This window comes from Streptomyces sp. NPDC058145 (genome assembly GCF_042884245.1).
Taxonomy (GTDB): domain Bacteria; phylum Actinomycetota; class Actinomycetes; order Streptomycetales; family Streptomycetaceae; genus Streptomyces.
Genome location: NZ_JBHVUH010000018.1, coordinates 56,991 through 78,299, shown reverse-complemented (window position 1 = coordinate 78,299; position 21,309 = coordinate 56,991). Strand labels below are relative to the sequence as shown.

Genomic DNA, 21,309 nt, shown 5'->3' with positions numbered 1-21,309 from the left:
GGCCGCTGGAGCGAAGCGGTGGCGGAGGAAGCCCGTCGCCTACGTGCGCGACCTTGCCCGGCTCCCGGCGGAGGGCTGGCTCGGCGAGCCGATGGAACTGTGCACCGAAGCCGAGCTCGCCCTCGTCGACCGGTTACGCCGGGCGGTCTTCTGCGGTACTCCGGCCGAACCCCTGCGCCACCTCGGTGAAGCCGAAACCCTCGCCCCCATCGAGACACGATAGGAGTTTGCCTCGGCCGTCTGGATCACGGACGACCTTGACGCGGGCGAGTAGGCCACCGCACGCGGCATCTACGTCAAGAACACCGTCACTCTCGTGCGCGAGGCCGCTGTGTCCGGGCAGATCTCGCTAAACGAAAGGACATCGCCTCCTCCTGGCCATGGTTGCCGACGGCCGGCACATTCGCGGCGTCCCGGATCGCGTCCGGCGGCTGTCGACCGAGCCCGAAGAAGGGAGGCACGGGAAGGGACAGGGTGATCCGAGATCCCTCGGGTCATGCGGTGCAGGGCCGGTTGGGCCCTGCACCGTGCCGAGTTCCGCGACCTGTCACCGCTTGGACGGCAGGACGCTCCCGGCGGTGGGGGCGCTCCCCTCGGCGAGCTGGCCACGGCCCTGTCTTGTGAGGCGTCCGAGGCGTACGAGCTGGGTGTCCTGGGCGGCCTCGTCGCCGCGATCCACGGCGCTGCGCAGGGCGTCGCGGGCGGCCAGAATCTCCTTGCGGAGGGTCGTCGGGTAGGCGTCCTGTTCGGCGAGGCGGATAGTGACGAGTGCGGTGCGGACTGCCGGGTCGAGTCCGGTCCAGAGGTCATCGGCCCGCTCCGTGGCGGCCCCCATCGCGTCGGTGTCCATGGCTTCGCGTGCGTCCATGACCGCCTCAGCAGCTTCGCGCAATTCTTCCAGCAGCGGGTCCGACATCAGCCTGCGTCCGCCCTGCGCGGCGAGCCTCGCCAGGGCGGAGGCACCCCGGGCCTGTGCGCACAGCTCCAAGGTCTCGCGTGCAGAGTCCAGAAGTCCGTCCAGGGAGCGGCCCACGGATTCCCCCTTGCTGAGGGCCTTCAGGTCCGCCATGACCTCGGTGAGGGCATCTCTCTCGGCGTGGGTGACTTCCCGGTCCCAGGTGTGCAGAAAGTCGATGTAGCGGGCGTGGAGTTCGGCCGCCTTCCGGCCGACGGCGGCGGAGACCATGACGCGCCGCAGCCGGGCATTGCGCCAGTCGTCAGAGCCGATGCGGTACTTCAACTCCACGGTCCGGTCGGCGTCGAGCCGGGCCAGAAGGGCGAGCGGTACATCTCCCCGGAGCTCGTCACCCTGCTCGTCGACGTAGCTGCCGCAGAATTGGTTGCGCGGCGCCGAGCGCAGGTGCGGTCCTTCCCAGACGTTGAACCGCACCGAGGTGCTGCCGCCGCCGCGCACCACGAGGTTGTCCACCCGGCGCCACTCGGTCGGGTAGGGCGTACCGCCGGGGAAGAGTAGCGCCACGGTGCCGTCCGTGAGCTCGAGTCCGAGGTGCTGCGCCGTGACCTGTTCGGCGACGGTGGTGCCGAAGTCGCTGCCGCAGAACGAGCAGGCGCTGAGACCGGCGGCGTTGACCATTCCGCAGCCGGGGCACTTCAGGCCGCCCGCGTCCAGCGGCGTGTCGCAGTCGAGGCACGCGGTCGCGGAGGTGGGGTTGTCGTCCCGGCCGCATTCCGGGCACTCCGTGAGGGGGGCCACCGGAGCGGCCGCGCGCAGCCCGGACAGGTTCGTGGCGCACACGGGACAGGCGGCGGTGCGCTCGGAGGCGGGGACGTGGCAGACCGGGCAGTCCACGGTGGCCGTGCCGAGCAGCGGGGTGGCGCAGTCCGGGCAGGCGTCGGCGGTGACGGGAATGCCCTCGACGGTGCAGCTCTCGGCGGGGCAGTCGAGGGTGCTGAGGAGGCTGGCTTCCACGGCGGCGCCGTGGGCGACGGCCGCCATGGGATCCACCGAGTGCGCCACCTTGTGGGGGCCGAAGATCTCCTCGAGAAGGCGCCGGACGGCCGGGACGCGGGTAGAGCCGCCGACCAGGAGGACGCGGTGGATGTCTTCGGGCAGTGCCTCGCCCTCCTTCAGTACCGCCTCGACCGTCTTCCGCATCCGGCGCAGGTGCTCGCCGAGGAGCCGTTCGAAGACCGTGCGCCGCACCGTCCCGGACCAGGATCCGCCCTGGCGGCCGAGCGGAGCGATGATCACCTCGGAGACGTCCCGCGAGGACAGTTCGATCTTCGCGCGCTCGGCGGCGGTCCGGATCCGGGAGGCGTCTGCTTCGCCGCTGTGGTCGCGCCCTTCGAGCTGCTCGCGCAGGTGGTCGTCGAGCAGCGCGTCGAAGTCGGCGCCGCCGAGGAGGTTGTCCCCGCCCAGTTCGCTCACCGAGAAGTAACCCGGACCGATCGTCAGCAGCGACACGTCGAAGGTACCCCCGCCCAGGTCGAAGACGAGCACGGTGGCGTAGTCCTTGGCGCCGTTCTCGCCCGCCTTGATGCCGAAGGCGTGTGCGGCGGCGGTCGGTTCCTGCACGATCCGCGCCACGTGGAAACCGGCAAGCCGCCCCGCCTCACGCACCGCGTCGAACTGCGGCTCGGCGAAGTACGCCGGCACCGTGATCACCGCACGCCGGAACGGTACCCCCGCGGCGCTCTCGGCGTCCTCCTTGAGTCGGCGCAGCAGCATGGCGGAGACCTGCACCGGGGAGAGGTAGTGCTCGCCGAACCGAATCTCCACCGAGCCGTCTGCGCTCGCCCGGACAGGCGGCGCATCGTGGGGACGTGCCTTCAGCGCCTGTTGTACGAGCTCGTCGTCCCAGCGTCGTCCGATCAGCCGCTTGACCTCCGTGATCACAGAATTGGGATACCCATCACGCCAGTTGAGGGCTTCACGCCCGACGAGCAGGGCACCGCGGGAGTCGATCCCGAGGGCCGAGGGAGTGGCCTGTTCACCGTGTCGGTTGGGCAGGACGGAGGGGACGCCGTCGTGCAGCCAGGCCGTGACGGAGTTGGTGGTGCCGAGGTCGATGCCGAGGGTCCGGTGCATGGAGGGTTGCTTCCTGGTCGTCGTGGGGCGTGAGAACGTGGGCGGTGCGCTGCGGACGAGGTGGGGCTGCCGGGTCAGGAACGACGGGAGCGGCGTCTCCGCCCGGCGGAGGGCTTGCGCGGCAGCTTCCGCTCGGAGCGGGTGGTACGCCGTGGCTGTGCCCGCCTGCCGTCGGCTGAGGTCTCTCCGGAGGCCGCTGGGTCCGGTCCGTCCCCGGCTGCCGTGACCGGCTCGGGCTCTGGTGCGGGGCCCGGCACCGCGACGACCACCTGCGCGGGCCGTAGGACGGACGTGCCCAGACGGAAGCCGGTGACCTTCTCCCTCAGTACCGTCCCGTCCGGGACGGAGGAGTGGGGTTCCGTCCCGACAACGCGCATCTCCGCCGGGTCGGGGGCCTTGCCCACCGTCTCCATCGGGCTGACGTCGTGCCGGGCGAACTCACCGCGCAGCATCAGGTGTGCCGCGTCGATCTGCTCGCTCAGGGCGACGGCGGCCGAGGTCGTCTCGCGGGCGGATCGCACCTCGTGCAGGGCGCCGGCCCGGTGGCGTGTGTCGGCAAGCAGGTCGTCCAGTGGTAGCAGGGAGCTCAGCAGGGCGTGCAGTCGAGCCTCGGCCTCGTCGCGTTTGCGGGACAGCGCCTCGACCCGGCGCCGTAGTTTGTCGAGGTCGGACGGCGGATCGGTGGGACCGGTCGGGGCGGGGCCGTTCACGGGCGTACCTCGGTGTCGTGGCGGGGCAGGGGCGGGGTGAGCATCTCGGCGACGAGGGAGCCGATGGCGCCGCGGGAGGCGTGGTCGGCGCGGCGGATGCGCTCCTGCTCGACCGGATCCTGCCGGGCCGCGGCGAAAGCCTGCCCCACCCGGCTGCGGAGGACCAGGGGCCGGGTGCCCGGCGGACTGCCGGGGACGAGTTCGTGGAGCGTGGGACCGAACCAGGGAATCGGGAGTGTTTCGGCGCCCTCGGTTCCCGAGGCCGGCTTGTCGACGTTCAAAAGAGAGATTCCTGTCCGAAGTCGTGGTGGTGGCGTCGACGGATCCGGGGAGCAGGACCGAACAAAAGACCCTGATCCGGCAGTTCGGCACCAATCTGTTTCGCACACGCGCGGTCGCGCCACGCCCCGCCGAGGTCGCCTTCCTCCTCACGCGTCTGGGCACGACACAGATAGGCGGCCTTCACGGTCTGGTCGAAGCGTGCACTGACACCGGTGCGCATCACGTCCCGCAGGAACAGCTCGATGACGTCTGACGGGGACGCCGTCGTCTCGAGGTACTCGGCGAGGTCGAGCACCGCCGCCTCGTATTCCTCCCTGACGTGGTCACGGGCCGGGTCCGCGATGCCGACGGCCGTGCCCAGCAGGTCGACACGGCGCTCCTGTCCGGCGCGAGTGCCTTCGGCTCCGGAGAACCAGGCCGCGTCGACCAGGAGATCGACGAGCACGCTGCTGACGAGTTCCTCCCCGTACGGGCCCTCGCCGCCGTCGTACTGGATCACGTGGCGCACGGCGGACCGCGCCGCCGCCATGTGTCTGCCGGCCGCGGCGGCCACGGCCCACTCGGCGTTGCGGTCCCTCAGCCACCTCCGGGCCGGTGCGCAGTCCGGATCGCGCCGCAGCAGGTCCCGTACCGCCTCTGCGCGGATCTTCTCCTGAGGCTGTTCCCCGTCGAGCGCCCGACGCAGGTCCGCCCTCAGATGGTCGTCGAGGCCGGACCGGGCGTCCCGGTCACTGGGCGACACGACCAGGGCCCGCGCGAAGCGGTTCCTGCTCTGCCGGGGGTCGCTGCCGAAAACCTTCCGGCCCTGCCGCACCAGTTCGGCGGTGAGTTCGGCAGCCAGCGGGCCGTCCTCGGGCAGCAGCGCGTGGGCCAGTTCCAGGCCCTGGATACGCATGATGGGGGAGTAGTCGCGCCCGGTGCGGCTCCGCCCGACGTTCCTCCACGCGCGGCGGAGGGCCGCCCGGTCCTCGGTGCTCAAGGCGTGCCCGAGCCGTGCCGCCGTGCTGAAGTCCGTGAGTGCCTCGCTCCATTCCCCGGCCTGCACCCGGTCCCGGCCCCGTTCCGCTAGGGCCTGGGTGAGAGCGCTGGCGCACGCGCGGTGGTCGGGCGAGTCCACGGTCCAGGTGGTGGGGTCGGGGTGGCGTGCGGCGTAAGCGTCGAGGAGGGCATTGCCGCGGCCATGGCTTGCGAGAAGCAGGGCAGCGTATCCAAGCGGGATCAGGCCGTCCGGCCCGACGTCCGGGGGTACGACCACAGGACCGTCACGCTCCGCAGCCCAGGCCGTCTCCCAGGCGGCGAGGACATCCCGACCGGCCCGGTCGTCCAGGGCGTGCAGCAGATCGGTGATGCGTCCGAGCAGGTGGAGGCGGCCCTCCTCCCAGAGTTCGTCGGGCACGGCAGCGCCGCGTCGGCCGGTGAGCAGCGCGCGGAAATCACCCGGATCGTCCTCGTCCAGGAGGTGAGCCCACAGCACGATCGCGAGCGCCGCGGTGCCGGCATCGGTGTGCCGCCCGCCCTCTTCCCCCAGCCTGCGGAGGGCGTACACCGAAAGGGCGTGCACGACTCCCGTCGCCGCCAAGTTCAATTCGCTTTCGGGACACCGCCGGACCGCCTCCGGCCAGTTCCCGACCCGCGCGGCCAGCGCGGCACGGAGCACGGCGTACCGTACGGCCTCCTCGGCGTCAGGAACGCCGAACGTGCGCTGGATATGTTGTAGAAGCGGTCGCACCAGGTCGAACTCGGAGCGCAGAAAGGCGTGTTCGGCAGCATGCAGCAGGCCGTCCACCGTGACGGTCGGGCCGGGTCCACCGGTGTCGTCCACCTGCACGGTCTGCCGCCCCCCTGAGCCCCTTGCGTAGCAAAGGTCACCGTAAATAAGCTTGTTAGCGATGTCAACGTACTGGTGGGTGTGGTGGCTGGTCTGTGCGCGTCCAGCCGAAGTTGGGTACAGGAAGCGATGCGTGGCGAGCGGCTTCCCGACGCCTCGGTTCATGTCCTGAGCAGGCTCTTCCGCATTCAGGGCATGTAGTGCGATCGATGCACGCATGTCAAAGTTCGTTCCATCTGCTTGTCTCTCGAGGCGGTCGTCTCACGCGTTCATCGGAGGATCCAAAGTTGGGGCAGATCGACACCCGTCTCATCCAGACCGCGGTCATCGGAGGCCGCGACTCGGACCAGCCGGTGATCCTCCCGGAGCAGCCGCACAACCTCGACGAGTTTCTCCGTCAGTTCGGGAAGGACGACTTCTGGTGCGGCATGCTTCTCGGCGGCTGCGGAGAGCGGCTGCGCCCGAAGAGGTACGTGACGAAGGTCTGTCACTTCGCCCACGAACCCGACCCAGACCGTGGTGAATGCCACCGGATCACCAACAGCGTGGACGGCGCCGACCACTTGTTCGTCAAGGCCCATGCCACTCGCTGGCTGGCCGGGCACGGGTTCGCGGCCCAGGGTGAACTGCGCGGGTTGGGACACTGTCACGGCGATGCCGTGGACTTCCGGCTGCCTCGCATGAAAACGCTCCTGCGGTTCGAGCTACACCCGGAGGACTACCTCAGCTGGCGCAAGGCGGCGGACAGTCTGGGGGCGAAGGAAGGCCATATCGAGTGGGTCTTCGGCCAGGACGGCCCGCTCGCACGCGACATGGTGGCGCGTCGCGGGTACGCGCTGCTCGTGCGGTGCGAGACCGAGAACAACGACCGTCGAGTGTTCATCGGTACCGTGACCGACGGGAAGAAGACGCCCTGGGCTTCCCTGGACCAGTGCCGGATGACCGAACGAGGGCTCGTCACGCCCGCACTCGAGGAGTTGCGCGCCAAAGCGGCGGTTCGCGATGACGGCATCGGCTGCGACCCGTTCCCCGGCAGCGTGCCCCTTGCTGATGGACAGTTCGTGTTCGCCGTGGACACCGAGGCAGCACCCTTGTCCTCCTCGCAGTTGGACATGCCCGGCAGGCGTTTGTTTCCCGGCTTCGTCAAGCCGGTGGGAAGCCGCATCGTCCGAGCCTGTCTGTCCCTGCCCGACTCGGTGCCGGCCCCCACGGACGAGTACGTCTACCGACTCGCGGGCTCGGTTCGGCTGCTGGTCACGGACGTCGTCGAGGGAAGCGGCTGTGCGTGGGCGGTCCGGGCCGACGCCCTGAAACGGCTCAAGGGCCTGGAGGCGGAGCGGACCGGGTTGTGGCGTCCCAGCGTCGCGCTCGACGAGAAGCTGCCGGCGCCCCGGAGCTCCAGTACCCGTGAGCGGACCCCGCTCACCGCACCTGCGCCCCCTCGGCCGAAAGTGCCGGAGACCGTGCCGGTGAAGGCGGCCGACGCGCTCAGGAAGGTACTGGAGGAGGTCGCGGCGAAGGGTGCCACGGTGACGTGGAGCGATCTGAACGAGAGGCTCGGTGGGTGGGTCCACGGCCTGCCGAACCCCAAGCGCCAGGAACTGCTGGTCGAGGTAGACAGGCCTCGGGTGCCCGACCGTCCGCTGCTGAGCGTCCTGGTCGTCACCCACTTGGGCAGGCCCCTTCCGTACCTGGGGCAGGTACTGAGCCGACTCGGGGCCACCGAACCGGCCTCGGCGTTCGCCTTGCAGCAGTGGGCGGCGGCCGAGGCCAAGAAGACGCACGCGGCATACGGGGGCCGGCCGGCACGCGTGTCGGCTCCTCCACCGCCCCGTGTGCATCAGTCGGCCTCCAAGGAGCAGCCCCCCTCCGAGAGCGACCTGAGTCAGGCACACCGGAGACGCGCGGAGATGAGGGAAAAGCTGGAGGAGGCGGCGAGGACCCGAGCCCGGACGAAGGGGGCGCGAGCTCAGCGCCTGTCGGAGACGATTCGACAAGGGGAGAATTTTCTCCGACGGTACGAGGAAGTCCGTCCCCATAGGCGGGCCCTCCGCGTGTGGCTGGGGGAGGGCGACCGTGTTCTCGATCTCCTCGACCGGCTCATCGGCCGCCCGATCACTGTCACCCCCGCCAAGACGGAGCACGGGACCACCGCTCCCGAACCGAAACCGGCCAAAGTCATCGAACCGAAGTCGGTCGGGAAGACGGATCCGAATCTCAGGAAGATCAGACGCCTTCTCGGTGAGTTGGGCTCTACCCATAGGAAACGGCCCACCCAGGACCTGTTGCGGCTGCTCGACGAGATCGAGAAGCAGCGTGATCAGCTCGCCCAACCGCTGCCCGCCGCGGAAACCAAGGCTGTCAAGCGGTGGCGGAGCAGGTTGGAGGACAGGATGTCCGCCGAGCGCTCCGCCCAGCCCGCGACCGCCCCGCGGAACACGCCGGCGGGGACGGGCCGCACCGCCGAGCCGCCGCAAGACGACCGACTGTCGGCCGAGAGGATCGACAAGCTTGCCCCCACGGTCCGCGGCATCCTTGAGGAACTGGCCCGCGCCGACGGCACCCCCCTTAGTTGGGGCGACCTCCGCCTCAGGGCGGGTGGGCAGCTCCCGCCCCTGCACCCTGACGACCAGGTTGCGTTGCTCGTGGCGGTGGACCGGGACACACCGGCCGATGAGCCGCTCCTGACCACGCTGGTCGATAGTTCCGTTGCCACCCCGCACCGGCTCTATCACCAAGCGCGCCTGGAACTCGGCCGGGAGCCCGTCCCCGATACGGAGCTCGAGTCTCATCGGGCCATGGAGGCCCTACGGTTGCGGCAGCTCTGGCGATATCGGCGGTGAGCGGGGCGCGATACCGGTGTCCGTGACGGGGTGGGGGCGAAGCCGTGTGCGTCACGCATCGACTGAGGGGGTTGCACAGGTGGGTGCAGACGCGGTGATGGCGCGACGGAGGTTGCAGGTGTGCGAGGAAGCCGGCCCGGTGCCGGGAGGGTCCGATGCGTGGTGAGTGACGTCCGGGCGTTGAGATTCAGGGAGGACGAGAGTCCACCGTTCTTGTCGGGCGGCAGCCGTAGGCTGTGGCGGCAAAGCTAGGGGAGACGATGATTGACTACCGCAAGAAGGCAGCTGTTCCGGTGTGGACGCTGGCGACGGGTGACGTCCAGGTGCCCGCAGTGGCCGGGGACACGCCGATGACGGCTGAGCGCTTGGCTGAACTGCGCGGCGTGCTGGCCGCCCTTGCCGACGAGCCGATCGCCACGCTTGAGGTACATCCGTTGCCCGACGAGCTCGACCGCGGCCGGGGCATCCGGCTCGACGCCGTGAGTCCCCTGGCACAGCACTTGTCGCAGCTCATTACGCAGTCAGCGCGGAGTTCCTCTGCGGCGGCCAGGGCGACCGCTGCCGCTGAAGGCCTGTATCGAATGGTGGTTCCGGCGAAGGTCGCCGCCCAGTTCGGTCAGGGCATCATTCGGCCGATGGTGGCGAAGGGGGCGGCCGGTGCCATCCGCGGCCCGCTGGTGAACTCGGCGGGGAAGATTGCCGGTGCCGCGAAGTTCGTGCCGGTCGGTCAAGTGGCAGCGGCGGGCGCGGTCGGTGGGGCCGGTGCGACGGCCGGCGTCGCGGCCGCCGGCAGCGCGGCGCTCACCGTGGCGGCGCCGCTCGTGCTCATGGCCGTGGCGGTGGGGGTGAGTGCGCATGCCGACGCCAAGCGCCAGGAGGCCATCGAGCGCATCACGGAACTGCTGGAACAGCTGCACGAGCAGAAACTCGAAGACGAGCGCAGCCAGCTCGACGGCTGCCGCGATGCCATCGACAAGGCCACCGCCATTCTGCTCGACCAGGGCAAGCTCGGTGTCTCGCTCGGACTGGACTCGGCGGTGCATGCCATCAACGTGGGACTGGGCGCCGCTGACCGGCGCCTTGCCGGGTGGCAGAGCGCACTCGACAAGCTGCCTGAGGGCAAGGCCGTCGAGATCGGCACGCTGACCAAGTCGTTCCCCGGCGTGGACGACCGCGGCGGCAGGTTCCGTGCCCACCTGGAACTCGCTGCCCTGGCCATCGCGCTGAAGCGGCGGGTCAACGTCCTCCAGGCCGTCGACCAGGCACAAGGCGACCCTGGCAACCCGTTCGAGAACTTCGCCCGCGTGCTCAAGCGGGACCAGCAGCGTCTCGACGCACTGGAGTCGGGTATCGCCGGTGTCCTGGTACGCCTGTCGGCGCTGGAGCTGGCACGTCCGAACGGTTTGCTGCCTGTCTTCACGACCGGTGAAGTCGATAGCCTGATGCGCGCGGCACACCGGATTCACCGGTTGGGCGACGGCGTCACGGTCAACAGCCGTTCCACGGACGTGGCGATCGAGATCGCCCGTGACAAGGACGGTTCGGTGGTCGTGTTCCCCGCGCTGCCCGCGGAGGCGTAGGCGCGCTCGCAGCCACCTGGTGAGTGGTGAGGGGTTGCACCGAAACCTCGAACGCGGTGGTGGCGCAGGGTCGTCGTGCAAAATGGCATGGTGTCAAGTCTTCGCAGCGATCCTCGCACCGCCTCCGCTGCCGTACTCGGCAGCGGCTGGGTCGGTACATCACCGCAGGCCGAGAAGTTGCTGGCGCAACTGGCACCCGATGAACGGGTCGAGCTGCTGTTCACGACTCTTCGGTTCCACGGTGCGCTGACCCGTCGACGCCTTCTCCTGTGGCGCGGCGCCTTCAAGATGGAACACATGGAACTGCGCCGCCCCCTCACCGTCCTGGAGAGGGAGACTAAGTCCCGGTTCAGTGCGACGGTCGTGCTCGATGGCCCCAAAGGCGCGGTAAAGCTTAAGGGCCTTACCGCAGCTGCGGCCCGCGCTCTGGCCGTCGCCGGCCGGCAGGTCGGCGGCACTGCCTCGGCTGCTCCTCCGCCCAACGCGCAGGGCGACCGCAGAGCCTCGGAGACGCCCGGCGCCCACCGGGCGGGGGTCGGCCGGGCTTTCACACCTCCGCCTGCGGAAGAGGGCTCCGGCTCACAGGAGAGGGTGTACCGCGCCAGGCGCATCCGCACCTGGCAGGACGCCGAATTCGCCGCCGTCGACCACATGCGCAGCCTCGGCTTCACCGACGCGCAGAAGACGGCCGCCGGCGCCGATGGGGGCGTCGACGTGTTCGCCCGCGACGCGATAGCGCAGGTGAAGTACTACGGCCAGCCAGTTGGTGTCGGTCCTGTTCGGGAGCTGCGGGGAGTGGCGGACTCGCATCAGCATCTGCTGTTCTACGCGTCCGGAGGTTATACAGCCAGCGCCCAGGAGTTCGCCGAAAAGAGAGGCGTCGCGCTGTTCTCCTTCCTGGAAGTCGGTCACATCACCCCGGTGAACGCGGCAGCGGTTCGCTTGTCCGCTCGTCCTGCATCCACCGCCGGATGGAGCCGGACGATGCCCAGCGGGAGCCGGACGGCTTCGGCACGCACGCAGGCGCCCAACCCACGCGAGACTCAGCGTGCCGCCGAGCTGGAGGCCCAGCGGCAGACCGTGCTCCGTCTGATCACCCGCGTCCGTGCGCGCACGAGTGAGGTCCACGCGCTGCCGTCCAACCGGTACACCAAGGACCTCATCAAAGCACTGAAAGCGGCGCACAAGCTGACGGAGCGCGCCGACGCCCTCCTGGCCAAGTCGCGGTCGGACTTTCAGACCCACCGCGGGCGGAAGCAGCTCATCGCCATGGCCGACGAGAAGGCCCGCGAAGCCGCCTTCAAGCTGGGGATGCGCGCCTGATGGCACTCGGAGGGCCTTGGACCTGTGGAGAGGGCCGCCGTCACCGTGCTGTGTGAGGTGGGCAGGTGGGAATTCCGTGTCAGGGACGCTTGTAGCGCCAGTACTGATGCACCCGCAGGACCTCGTAGCTCCACGCCGTCTGCTGCTCGGTGGGGTTGCCGGAGTAAGGCAGTCCGAGCTGTCCCGCGATGACGGGGAAACGGGGGTGCATCTGCCGGTTGCCGACCGTGACGAGCGCCGAGAGAAGAGGCTCGCCTTGTTGGCGATCCTCGTCCACCAGCCACAGGATGACACTCTCGTCGTCCCGGTGAAGCCGCGGAAGCGCGGGGAGGCGCTTAAGGATCAGAGACCAACTGGTGGTCGCGCCCATGCGGGCGATCTGTTCCAGAAGCGGCCTGAGTTCGGTCGAGATCTCCGAAAGTCGGCCGGCCTCCAGCAGGGGCGGCGCGGCGGGACGCGCCGGCCTGTGAGGCACGGAAACCGCCGCATGCGACTGCGACTGCGGCCGTGGCTGCGGCTGGGAACGGCTCACCCCGGTCACCTTGGGCGGCTTCTTGGCGAGGCGCGGTGGGCGGAGACGCGCGGGCTTCTCGGCAGGGCGGGTACTCGGCCGCGCTGTGGTGGTGGGGCCGGGTATGACGACCCGCTGGGTCTCCGCCGCCGCCCGTCGACGCCCCTCCTCCTGCCAGCTCCGGGAGTTGAGGACCGCCTTGAACGACTGAAGCTGTTGCCGCTGCTTCCTGGACTCGCTGGGCGGGGCTTCGGCTACTTGGAGCCACGCCAGGGCGTGCAGGTCGGTCGCCTCGGCCACCGCGTGCCTTTCGATGGCCCGTTCCAGGTCCAAGAGGGTGTAGCTCAGCCTCCGATGGAGGCTGGCGACGTCCATGGGCGTCCGTACGGGGCGTCCTGTGGTCCTACGACGGAAGTCCGTCTGCCAGGCCGAGCCGCCGCTGAGCCGCACCCGGTTGTTCGCCAAACCTGCCCCCGATCCCCGCACAACAACAGACACCGTAAGCGAGCGCGTTGGCACTGCCAACAAACCGATGCTGCAGAGGCGGGGCGGTCTGGGCGGCGGTCCCCAGTGGTCGGTGAGGGCGGTGACGGGGGTCAGGCCGCGGCCGCCGGTCTGGAGCGCGTCGGGTTCGGTGTCCGCTGGGCGGGGCCGCGGGGCGAGGTCGCCGTTGGCGTCGCTGACTCCGTCGGACAGTCTGCGGACGTTCGGCGCGGTCGTCCAGGCCTTACGCGAACACGCGGGGCTTAGCCGGGCCGATCTCGGCACGCGGGTCAGCTACTCCAAGCACACCGTGGAGTCTGTGGAACTGGGCCGCCGGATGCCGAACCAGGCGTTCGTGGAGCGCGCGGAGGAAGCACATCTGACGCGGGGGAGGCGCGGCTTGCGGCTTGGTTCCGGCGGTGGGCTCGGCTGGAGCGGGAGGCGGTGAGCCTGTGCACGAATGAATGCCGGTTGGTGCCGGGGCCGTTGCAGTCGGAGGCGTACGCGCGGGCGGTGTTCGAGGGCACGATTCCGCTGCGGACCGATGGGGAGCTTGGGGAGCAGCTCAGGGCGCGAATGGAACGGCAGGCGATGATGCGGGAGCGGCCGAGGGTGCCGTTCAGTTTCATCGTTGAGGAGCACGTGTTCCGGCGGCGGTTCGGGGATGCGGAGATGATGCGTGAGCGGGTGGACCATGTGCTGGAGCGCAGTACCCCGCGCAACGTCACCCTTCAGGTGGTTCCGCTGCAGGCCGGGCTGCATGCGTGTCCGGACGGTCCCGTGCAGGTCCTGGAGACACCGGAGGGGCGACGACTCGGCTAGTAGGGACTCCAAGGACGTGACCCGCCCGGCCTTCGCGGTGAGCCGCGAGCGCTGGGGGCAGTTCGTGCGGCTCGCGTCGGAGCGGTGAGTGACTTGAGGGTGTGCCGTCCGCTGGAGTGGCGGGCGGCATGCCCTTATCGCGTTCGGGAGTCCTTGGCCTCGCTCGCGGGGGCGTAGCCCAAGGCCACGCGGTCTATGTAACGCTTGCTGAAGCTGTCAAACGGGTTGCGCTTCGCCCTTCGGCGGCGGGACTTCGGCTTGGGCTTCGGGGCCAAGTCAGGCTTCGGGCCTGGTTGCGGCTTGGGCTTCGGAGCGACCTTGGACTTCAGGACCGGGTTCGACTTGGGCTTCTTGTCGCTCTTGGGTACTGCCGTGCTGCTTGCTCCGAACTTCCTCCGAAGCTCGGCGAGCTGTTTGCGCTCCTGCACGGTTTGTGAAGCTGGAAGGGCTTCGACGAGTGCCCGAGCGCGGCTCAAGAGGTAACGGGCTTCGGTCCGGTGTTTGGTGGCGCTGGCCATCTGTAGCGCTTTGATCGCGCGTTGCAGGGCCTGAATCTTCCCTGCCTGCCCCTTTGGTAGAGGGAAGTCACCGCCACTCGAACGCCGCTGACTGGCGACGCGGCCATGCCAGTCAGCACCCGAGGTCAGGACGACAGTCGAGCGAGGGTTGCTGGTCTGGCTTCTACGTACCACGTGCTTTGGTTCCTTGGCTGAGCGTTGGGACGTGCCCTGGGGTGGCCACCAGGGGGCCACCCCAGGGGCAGGTCAATCGTGGCGGGGGCCCTGGCCGGGAGGCGGGGTGAGGGTGGAGCGGTAGGTACCGGACTCGCCCTCGGTGAGCGGGTTCTCCAGGGTCAGGCCGGCGGCGGCCATGCGGTCGTACTCGGCGAGGACGAGGCGCTTGGTGCGGTACTCACCCAATTTGGCGATCTCGTTGTTCTTCAGACCGCCCGACTCTGACTGGAAGGACTCCAGGATGTAGTCGGTGTCCGCGCGGGAGATTCCGTAGAGGTGGAAGAAGTAGGCGTCCAGTTCGGCGCGCAACCGAGCGCGGCGTTCCTCGTCCCACTGAAACGGCTGGCCCCCGTCGCCGAAGTCGCGGGCAAGTGGGGTCATGTCGTAGGCACTATAAACGAGTTCGAGGATGCGGGGAAGCAGGAAAAGAAGATGTGGTTCAAGGATGGCCGGGGTGGGAACCGGGAGTTGCTTCCAAAGGAATAGTTTCATGTGGGCGTCGCTCACCTTCTGGCGGCTGACGTAATCGAAAACCAGGGACGACTGAGCGGCGACAAGCCCAGCTACCAGGCGCGGTGAAACATGTGGGAGTTCGAGAGGTAGCGTGTTCAGTGCAGCGGAGCGAGGGAAGAATGCGGGAATGGCTGTCCGTTCATCAGTAGTACGACACACGTCACGCCAACCGAGAAGCCAGTCCCGGTTCCATCCCGCTCGAGCCAGGCGATCATCGATACCTGGCGCCGTTGCTTCTTTCCCCTTGCGGCGAAAGGCGATCTTTCCTGATTGGGCGATCCAGTGGCGGGGGGTAGCAAATGTGGCAGGGTTCTTCTTGTCGGTGTTAGTGATTCGGTGTGCGTCCTTCTCGTTCGTCCCGATATATTCGTTCCAGCGGTGATCGAAGAGATGAAGCATCTTGCCTTCGTAGAGCGGGGCCATCCTCTTCTCGCCCTTGATGAATTCCCTGCCGGTCGGCTTCCAGTCGTTGTCAAGCAACTGCTGACGGGTATGCAGGGCCCCACCATCGTTGGCCGCACGGACCATATAGAGGAAGGTTGTACCCCAAGGGTTTGAGCCACCCTCGCGGTGTAGAACCGGGAAGCGTCGGTGGATGCTAGCGGTGAGGAGGCCGTCGTGACGCGTGCGGAAGAGTGGAAGCGTCCCCGTGTTGGGACTGATCAGCGTCAGTTCGTCAGGGCTGAGCGGGAAAACACGTTCCGGATCGGCCATGTCTGCGCTCTCGCTGAGAAAGAAGCCAAGCCGGGCGGCGGACTCGGTCACTTCGTGACCTGTGAGGGTCAGCAAGGCGAACTTATAGCTGGAATGGACGCTTTCGAACCACTTGCCACCCTTGGGTAGAGCGGGAGATTTTGGACGCTTGTTCTCAAAATCATAGAGAGACGCAAGACTCTTGCGATTGACGATGTCGGAGAATAGGAATTGTCCACCGGCTGCGGTGGCGATGGACGTGGGAATTACGATTCCAGCGCGTCCCAGTGGATTGAGGAGATAAGTGAAACGTTCGGCGAAAAGTTGGTCTACTTGTAGCTTTGTGACGCCGTCGAGTGTGAGCGCGGCTGCGCACAAGGGGAATGTACTCGAGTTAGTCGCGAAGTGTGTAGTTGCTTTAATGAACCGGCGGGCCAGTAGGTAGCGTCTGTGCTGTTCGGGGAATTGGCTGAACCATTCCTCCATGCGGTCATCTCTGGCAGCTCCGGCAATCGCTGCAATTTCGGGCGCAGCTACACCGAGATACTTTTTGTCCTCGAATTCGAGTCGGTCCCACGGTGGGTTTCCGATGACGCAGGAGAAGCCCCCCGTCCAACCCGTGCGCGGGTCCACGCTAGGGGAACTTGGTGAATCGGGGACGGTAAACACGTCCGGGAATTCCAAATGCCAGTGGAAGAAAGAGTACTGCATTCGTTGGCGGCGGATCTCGTCAACGGTTTCCTGGATGGCTTCTTCCGGATCAGGGTCCTGTAGGGCGGCGAACACGTTATGAGTAACGGCTGGCGGGGCGTCCTTAGACTTTTCCCAGGTGAAGGCTGCGCACCATGCGTCGGCGACGCGCCGGGCACGGACGTATTCGCTGGATTTCGCCCAGGACCGGTAGGCATCCTCTTTGCGGCGTACGTCGCTGAGGCTCCCGTCGGGCACGGCGGCGATACGTGTCAGGCCAGCCGCCAAGGCAGTATTGGAGACCTTCGTCTCGACAGCAGCGAGATTGAACAGGCCGACGTTGCCGGTGCGCTGCATCTCGTTCTCGCTCGCCAGGTGTTTGGCGAACTTTTCGTCGTCGCCTTCAATCGCCTTGAACGCCTTGTCCGGGATACCGTCGCGCAATGCACGAGGCGTGGCACCGATGAGACCATTGCCGTGCTTGATGTGCGCGTCCAGGAAGCTGAGAGGCCTGCCCGGTTCCATGGCCTCGAGCCACAGCGACACCTTGGCCAGTTCCACCGCCATGGGGTTGAGGTCTACCCCGTACACGCAGCGGGCGACGACCTCGTGCAGAGCGTGGCGGACGGTCTCGGTCGTGGGCTCGGGGTTGCGGTGGCGGACGGCGGCGACGCGCTTGGCGATGCGGCGAGCCGCCGCCACGAGGAAGTGACCCGACCCGCAAGCGGGGTCGCAGACCGTGAGGGAGAGGAGTTCCTCGACGATCATGTCGGCGGTATCGGGTTGGCCCTCGGCGCTCGCGCGCTGCTCGCCGCGCTTGACGGCATCGTCGATCACCGGGTTCAGCGTCGAGTCGAGGAGGGTCTCGGTGAGCGCGGTCGGGGTGTAGTAGCTGCCGGTCTTCTTACGGTCGTTGCCGATGCGGTCGACCAGTTCGAAGGTGCGGTCGGCGGCGCTGTGCTTGGGCACCAGCTCCAGCAGGGCCTCGTACACCGACCCCAGTTCCTCGGCACCCATGTGCAGGTAGTCGACGGGACGCCAGCGGGCGGAGCCGGCGTCACGTACGCGGGCGAGATGCTTGACGGCCTCGAATAGGTGGCGGTTGGCGAGGCGGGCGCCCCTCAGAGGCTCGTCGGCCGGGGTTTCGTTGAAGAGACCACCGAGTCCCTTCAGGCCCAACTCGGGTCGGCCCTCCTCGGAGCCCAGCGCCTCGATCAGCAGCTCCAGCGCGCGGTACTGGTCGTCGTGGATGGTGCCCAGGCGGCGCAGGGCGTGGCGACGGAGGCGGGCGGTGGAGAAGTAGCGAGTGAAGCGCTCGCAGGTCCGTTCGTCTGCTTCAGGGTCCAACAGGGCCCCCCGGTCCTCGGCGACGAACAGGAAGATCATGCGGTAGACGAGCCGCAGCAGCGCCGTCTGGAAGGCGTGGACGTCCAAGTGCTCGCGCAGCTTGTTGTTCTGCGGGTGACTCAGGAACCCGGTGCCGAGGACGGTCAGCGCCGCCTGAACGCCGTCGCGGAAGTGATCGAGGGCCCGGCTACCGGACTCGATGGCGACCGTCCGCCACTTCTCCAGCCAGCACCCGGAGGCCGCCGCCCCCTCCGCCACCTCGAACCGCGACGCGTGCAGCACGCAGTACAGCAGCACGAACTCGCTGAACAGCTCCCCGTCGAAGATCGCCTCAAGGTCGAACTCGACGTAGGCCGCCGTGGCGAAGGACGACGAGTCCCGCAGCAGCCGCAGTCGGCGCCCGTTGGTGAGCACCGCCCACAGGTGGGCCTCGGTGCGGTTCAGGCAGTCCTGGAGCATCGACTGCGCCGGGACCTGACCGGCCACCGGACGCTTGTCCAGCTCCTGGTTCCACGGCACACGATGGACCAGCGCCGGCCCGTGCCGGTGCGACACCGGGAACCGCTTCTCCGGGTCGGAGTCGGCCGGGATGCCCGCCGCCCCGACCTCCGTCAGCGCGCCGAAGTCCAGCTTGCGGAACAGTTGGGCGAGCCAGTCGGTGCCGGCCCGGCCGGTCGGGTCGGCGGAGGGCGTACCCGTGACAGGGTCGGAGGGCAGCGCGGCGCGCAGGTCGCGCCAGAGGGGCTTGAGGTACTCCCAGGCGCGCTCGGCCTCGTCGCGCACGGGCACGGAGGCGGGCAGGCCGTAGTCGGCGGGCCGGGTGCCGGGCAGGTTCCGGGCCTCGGCGATGCGCAGCAGCATGTCGGCGGGGAGCAGCCCGCCGACCGTGGTGACGGCGGTGAAGGCCAGGGCGGTGCGGGTGGCGGCGGACATCAGGCTTCGGCTCCGGAAGAGGGGGAAACGGACTGCTGCGGCAGGTAGACGTACACGCCGAGGACGTCGGCGGGCTCCTGCGGGACGACCTTCAGGCCGCGGACGATCTCCTCGTTGGCCTTGCGCACCCGGCGGTGCGAGGCGTCGAGTTCGGCGGCCAGGCGGGTGCCGTACTCGGTGAGGTGCGCGGCGAGGTCCGGCAGGCCGCCCAGGTCGCGGGAGATGGCGTTGCGGGCGGCCTGCTCGTGGGTGTTGGCGGTGGCGCGGGCCGCGAGGAGGGCGGTGGCCGCGTCGTCGTCCAGCCAGCGGGCGCGGGCCGTCACACCCTCGTAGGCGAGCAGGCGGGCGTCCTCGGCGACGAGCTGCCGTTCGCCGGTGCGGGACGGGAGGGTGAGGTGGAAGCGGTAGCGGACCAGCAGGAGGGTAGTACGGATGGCTACCGCGTCCGTCATCACCACACCGCAGCGGCGGGCCGGGCGGGGGCCGAGCGCGTTGATGTCGAGCGCGGAGTCCAGGACGTACGAGGCTACGGCGCCGATCGCCGGGTCGGTGCGGACCAGTGCGGCCTCGCCGCGGCCGATCGCCGGGGTGGTGCGGAACGGGATCTCGCGGTCCGCCTCCACCAGCCGGTTGCCGAGCGTGGCCGCGAGGGCGTCGCGCAGGCCGGCCGGGGTGCCGCCGACCTGCGCGGTGAAGTCACCGGTGCCGTCGCGCGGGTCGCGAACCAGCGCGTCCAGGTCGCGCAGCGCCTCCAGCGCGAACTCGCGCACCTCCTCCGCGCCGCCGAGCGCGGCCCGTACGGCGACGACCTCGCGGGCCACCTCCTCCGGGTGGATGGCGCGCTGGGCGTACTTGGAACGGGAGGTCTTCTCCCGCTCGGCGGCCGAGGACCACTCGTGCTCGATGCGGTCGAAGGACTCCTGGTGGCCGTCCATCTCGAACAGGCTCTCCTGGCTGCCCTGCCGCCCGTGCAGCAGCAGCCACTCCACCACGGCGTCGGTGACGCCGGAGGCGGTCTCGTCGGGGACGGAGACGGAGATGCCCAGGTCCTTCTTGATCTGCCGGTGCTTCTTGAACAGCACCTCCAGGACCTTGCCGTCGATGCCGTTGTCCTCGCCGTACATCGTGATGACGCGGACCTGGTCGCGCTTCTGGCCGTAACGGTCGACGCGGCCCTCCCGCTGGTCGTGGCGGGTCGGGTTCCAGGCCAGGTCGTAGTGGACGACGGCGTCGAAGTGGTGCTGGAGGTTGACGCCCTCGGAGAGGCAGTCGGTGGCGATCAGCACCCGGCGGACGGCCGGGTCGCCGCCCTCGTCGGCGGCCTCGGCGGCGAGCTGCTCGATGCGCTCCAGGCGCTGCTGCGGGGAGAGGGTGCCGGTCACGGCGGCGATTTTCGTCTTCTTGCCGAGCTTGCCATCCAGTTGCTTGGCCAGGTACTCGGCGGTGGGGATGTAGCGGCAGAAGACGATCGGGTGGTAGCCCTTGGCGATCAGGTCCTTCAGGTGCCGGGTGAGCGCCTTCAGCTTCGCGTCCTCGGCCGGGCCGACCAACTGTCCGGCTCGCTCGGCGAGTTCGAGCAGTCGGGCGCCGGCGTCCTCCGTCTCGGCGGCGCCCGGGGCGACGTCCATGCCTTCCAGGCGGTCGTTGTCGGCGGAGTCGGCGGCCACCGGGGCGCCCAGCACGTCCGCCTCTTGTGCGGTGCGGGCGGCGGCGGACTCCGAGCGGGTCTTCAGGGTCTGCGCGGCGGCGGCCGGGGAGGACACCATCGAGCGCAGTAGCGCGATCACCGACCACCAGGCGATCCGGGCCTCCCGCTTGCCCTGCTCGCCGGCCCGCTCGACGCGGTTGCGGGCGTAGGCGATGGCGTCGTCGAGCAGCGCTCGGTAGGCGGGGGTCAGCTTGTACGGCTCGTCCTTGGTCCAGCGGTCGGACGGGAACGCGGTCCGCTCGGCCAGGGAGTCGTCGGCGAGGCCGTCCTCCTCCTTGGTGAGGTAGGTGCGGACGTCGGCGCGCTTGCGGGCCACGAAGTGCTCGGCGAGCTTCGCCCGCCCCGTCGGCGTCTCCAGGTCCAGGGTCGCCAGTTCGGGGCGGACCAGGCCGAGCAGGTTGCGGAACGCGGACTCCTTGCCGGAGTGCGGGGTTGCGGTCAGCAGCAGCAGGTGGCGGTCGGCGTCGGCGGAGACCTTGCGCAGCAGCTCGTAGCGGAGCTGGTTCGTCGCGGACGACGCGCCGCCCTGCGCGGGGTCGTCGGCGGCCACGCAGGTGTGGGCCTCGTCGACGATCACCAGGTCGGGGCAGTGCCGGAGGAAGTCCTCGCGGTGCCGGGTCGACTTGATGAAGTCGGTGGAGATGATCGTGAAGGGGTGCTTGTCGAACAGGGACTGGCCCAGCTCCAGGGCGCGTTCCAGGCGTGACACCGTGGAGGCCAGGACCAGTTCGGCGTCGATGCCGAACTTCTCCCGCAGTTCGCCCTGCCACTGCTCGGCCAGCGCCGGGGAGCACAGTACGGCCAGCCGGGTGGCCTCGCCCTGCGCCAGCAGCTCCTTGGCGATCAGGCCGGCCTCGACCGTCTTGCCGATGCCGACGTCGTCCGAGATCAGCAGGCGCACGGTGCGCTGCCGCAGCGCCATCAGCAGCGGCACCAGCTGGTAGGCGCGGGGCTCCACGGCGATCGATGCCAGCGAGCGGAACGGGCCCGCGCCCGACCGGAAGCCGATGCGCAGCGCCGTGCGCAGCAGGCCGGCGGCGCGCTGGTCGCCCAGGTCGGCCGGGCTGGGCGCCGCGAACTCGGCGGGGCGCACGTCCTCGAAGGCGGGGAAGACGGCTGCGATGTCGTCGTCGCTGCCGCCCAGCGGGCGCAGCACCAGCATGTCGGGGGCGCTCTCGGGCAGCACCACCCATTCCCGTCCGCGGGCGGCGACCAGCGAGCCGGCGGTGTACGTGAGGCTCATGAGATGTCTCGGATCCT

General features: G+C 69.0%; 12 protein-coding genes and 2 pseudogenes. 6 read left to right on the top strand and 8 right to left on the bottom strand.

Features of this window, described 5'->3' with window-relative positions; all coding sequences use genetic code 11:
* Positions 1-43 precede the first annotated feature (43 nt).
* On the top strand, positions 44-223 hold the full coding sequence (locus ACFVVO_RS33215; protein WP_390059970.1) for a hypothetical protein: 180 nt from the start codon (positions 44-46) through the stop codon (positions 221-223).
* Positions 224-547: 324 nt separating this feature from the next.
* Here the strand turns inward: ACFVVO_RS33215 and ACFVVO_RS33210 are convergent, their stop codons facing one another.
* The 4 genes from ACFVVO_RS33210 to ACFVVO_RS33195 form a co-directional block, all read right to left on the bottom strand.
* Entirely contained in the window at positions 548-3,049 is a 2,502-nt protein-coding gene (locus ACFVVO_RS33210) for an Hsp70 family protein (RefSeq protein ID WP_390059969.1), read from the bottom strand.
* 74 nt (positions 3,050-3,123) lie between these two features.
* On the bottom strand, positions 3,124-3,759 hold the full coding sequence (locus ACFVVO_RS33205) for a nucleotide exchange factor GrpE (RefSeq protein ID WP_390059968.1): 636 nt from the start codon (positions 3,757-3,759) through the stop codon (positions 3,124-3,126).
* On the bottom strand, positions 3,756-4,040 hold the full coding sequence (locus ACFVVO_RS33200) for a hypothetical protein (RefSeq protein ID WP_390059966.1): 285 nt from the start codon (positions 4,038-4,040) through the stop codon (positions 3,756-3,758). Before ACFVVO_RS33200 ends, ACFVVO_RS33205 begins: the two co-directional genes overlap by 4 nt.
* The gene (locus ACFVVO_RS33195; RefSeq protein WP_390059964.1) at positions 4,037-6,088 is read right to left on the bottom strand and encodes a hypothetical protein; all 2,052 of its coding nucleotides are present in this window, start codon (positions 6,086-6,088) and stop codon (positions 4,037-4,039) included. The genes ACFVVO_RS33200 and ACFVVO_RS33195 overlap by 4 nt, the downstream gene beginning before the upstream one ends.
* A 68-nt stretch (positions 6,089-6,156) precedes the next feature.
* Here ACFVVO_RS33195 and ACFVVO_RS33190 point away from each other — a divergent pair, with 68 nt between their 5' ends.
* From ACFVVO_RS33190 to ACFVVO_RS33180, 3 genes are all read left to right on the top strand, one after another.
* On the top strand, positions 6,157-8,712 hold the full coding sequence (locus ACFVVO_RS33190; RefSeq protein WP_390059962.1) for a hypothetical protein: 2,556 nt from the start codon (positions 6,157-6,159) through the stop codon (positions 8,710-8,712).
* A gap of 260 nt (positions 8,713-8,972) precedes the next feature.
* Positions 8,973-10,292, top strand: coding sequence for a hypothetical protein (locus ACFVVO_RS33185; RefSeq protein ID WP_390059960.1), 1,320 nt, complete (start codon positions 8,973-8,975; stop codon positions 10,290-10,292).
* 177 nt (positions 10,293-10,469) lie between these two features.
* Complete coding sequence (locus ACFVVO_RS33180) at positions 10,470-11,615, top strand: restriction endonuclease (protein WP_390059959.1); 1,146 nt, start codon at positions 10,470-10,472, stop codon at positions 11,613-11,615.
* 79 nt (positions 11,616-11,694) lie between these two features.
* Here ACFVVO_RS33180 and ACFVVO_RS33175 read toward each other — a convergent pair whose 3' ends face one another.
* A complete protein-coding gene (locus ACFVVO_RS33175; protein ID WP_390059958.1) occupies positions 11,695-12,501 on the bottom strand; it encodes a hypothetical protein in 807 nt (268 codons plus the stop codon).
* A gap of 157 nt (positions 12,502-12,658) precedes the next feature.
* On the opposite strand from ACFVVO_RS33175, the pseudogene ACFVVO_RS33170 reads away from it, so the two are divergent.
* Together ACFVVO_RS33170 and ACFVVO_RS33165 are read left to right on the top strand one after the other, a co-directional pair.
* Positions 12,659-13,428: pseudogene (locus tag ACFVVO_RS33170) on the top strand (Scr1 family TA system antitoxin-like transcriptional regulator); the annotation flags it as partial.
* Positions 13,429-13,432: 4 nt separating this feature from the next.
* A pseudogene (locus ACFVVO_RS33165) lies at positions 13,433-13,519 on the top strand (DUF397 domain-containing protein); the annotation flags it as partial.
* Between the two features lie 46 nt (positions 13,520-13,565).
* On the opposite strand, the gene ACFVVO_RS33160 reads toward ACFVVO_RS33165, so the two are convergent.
* From ACFVVO_RS33160 to ACFVVO_RS33150, 3 genes are all read right to left on the bottom strand, one after another.
* Complete coding sequence (locus ACFVVO_RS33160) at positions 13,566-13,949, bottom strand: hypothetical protein (protein WP_390059957.1); 384 nt, start codon at positions 13,947-13,949, stop codon at positions 13,566-13,568.
* 246 nt (positions 13,950-14,195) lie between these two features.
* Positions 14,196-18,341, bottom strand: a complete 4,146-nt coding sequence (locus ACFVVO_RS33155; RefSeq protein WP_390059955.1) for an Eco57I restriction-modification methylase domain-containing protein — start codon at positions 18,339-18,341, stop codon at positions 14,196-14,198.
* Positions 18,341-21,292, bottom strand: a complete 2,952-nt coding sequence (locus ACFVVO_RS33150) for a DEAD/DEAH box helicase (protein ID WP_390059954.1) — start codon at positions 21,290-21,292, stop codon at positions 18,341-18,343. Before ACFVVO_RS33150 ends, ACFVVO_RS33155 begins: the two co-directional genes overlap by 1 nt.
* Between the last annotated feature and the right edge of the window lie 17 nt (positions 21,293-21,309).

What these genes read in the sequence shown, in the direction of transcription:
- ACFVVO_RS33210 (WP_390059969.1), bottom strand. Translation starts at nt 3,049, where the DNA reads ATGCACCGGACCCTCGGCATCGACCTCGGCACCACCAACTCCGTCACG.
- ACFVVO_RS33195 (WP_390059964.1), bottom strand. Translation starts at nt 6,088, where the DNA reads ATGCGTGCATCGATCGCACTACATGCCCTGAATGCGGAAGAGCCTGCT.
- ACFVVO_RS33185 (WP_390059960.1), top strand. Translation starts at nt 8,973, where the DNA reads ATGATTGACTACCGCAAGAAGGCAGCTGTTCCGGTGTGGACGCTGGCG.
- ACFVVO_RS33175 (WP_390059958.1), bottom strand. Translation starts at nt 12,501, where the DNA reads ATGGACGTCGCCAGCCTCCATCGGAGGCTGAGCTACACCCTCTTGGAC.
- ACFVVO_RS33160 (WP_390059957.1), bottom strand. Translation starts at nt 13,949, where the DNA reads ATGGCCAGCGCCACCAAACACCGGACCGAAGCCCGTTACCTCTTGAGC.
- ACFVVO_RS33155 (WP_390059955.1), bottom strand. Translation starts at nt 18,341, where the DNA reads ATGTCCGCCGCCACCCGCACCGCCCTGGCCTTCACCGCCGTCACCACG.
- ACFVVO_RS33150 (WP_390059954.1), bottom strand. Translation starts at nt 21,292, where the DNA reads ATGAGCCTCACGTACACCGCCGGCTCGCTGGTCGCCGCCCGCGGACGG.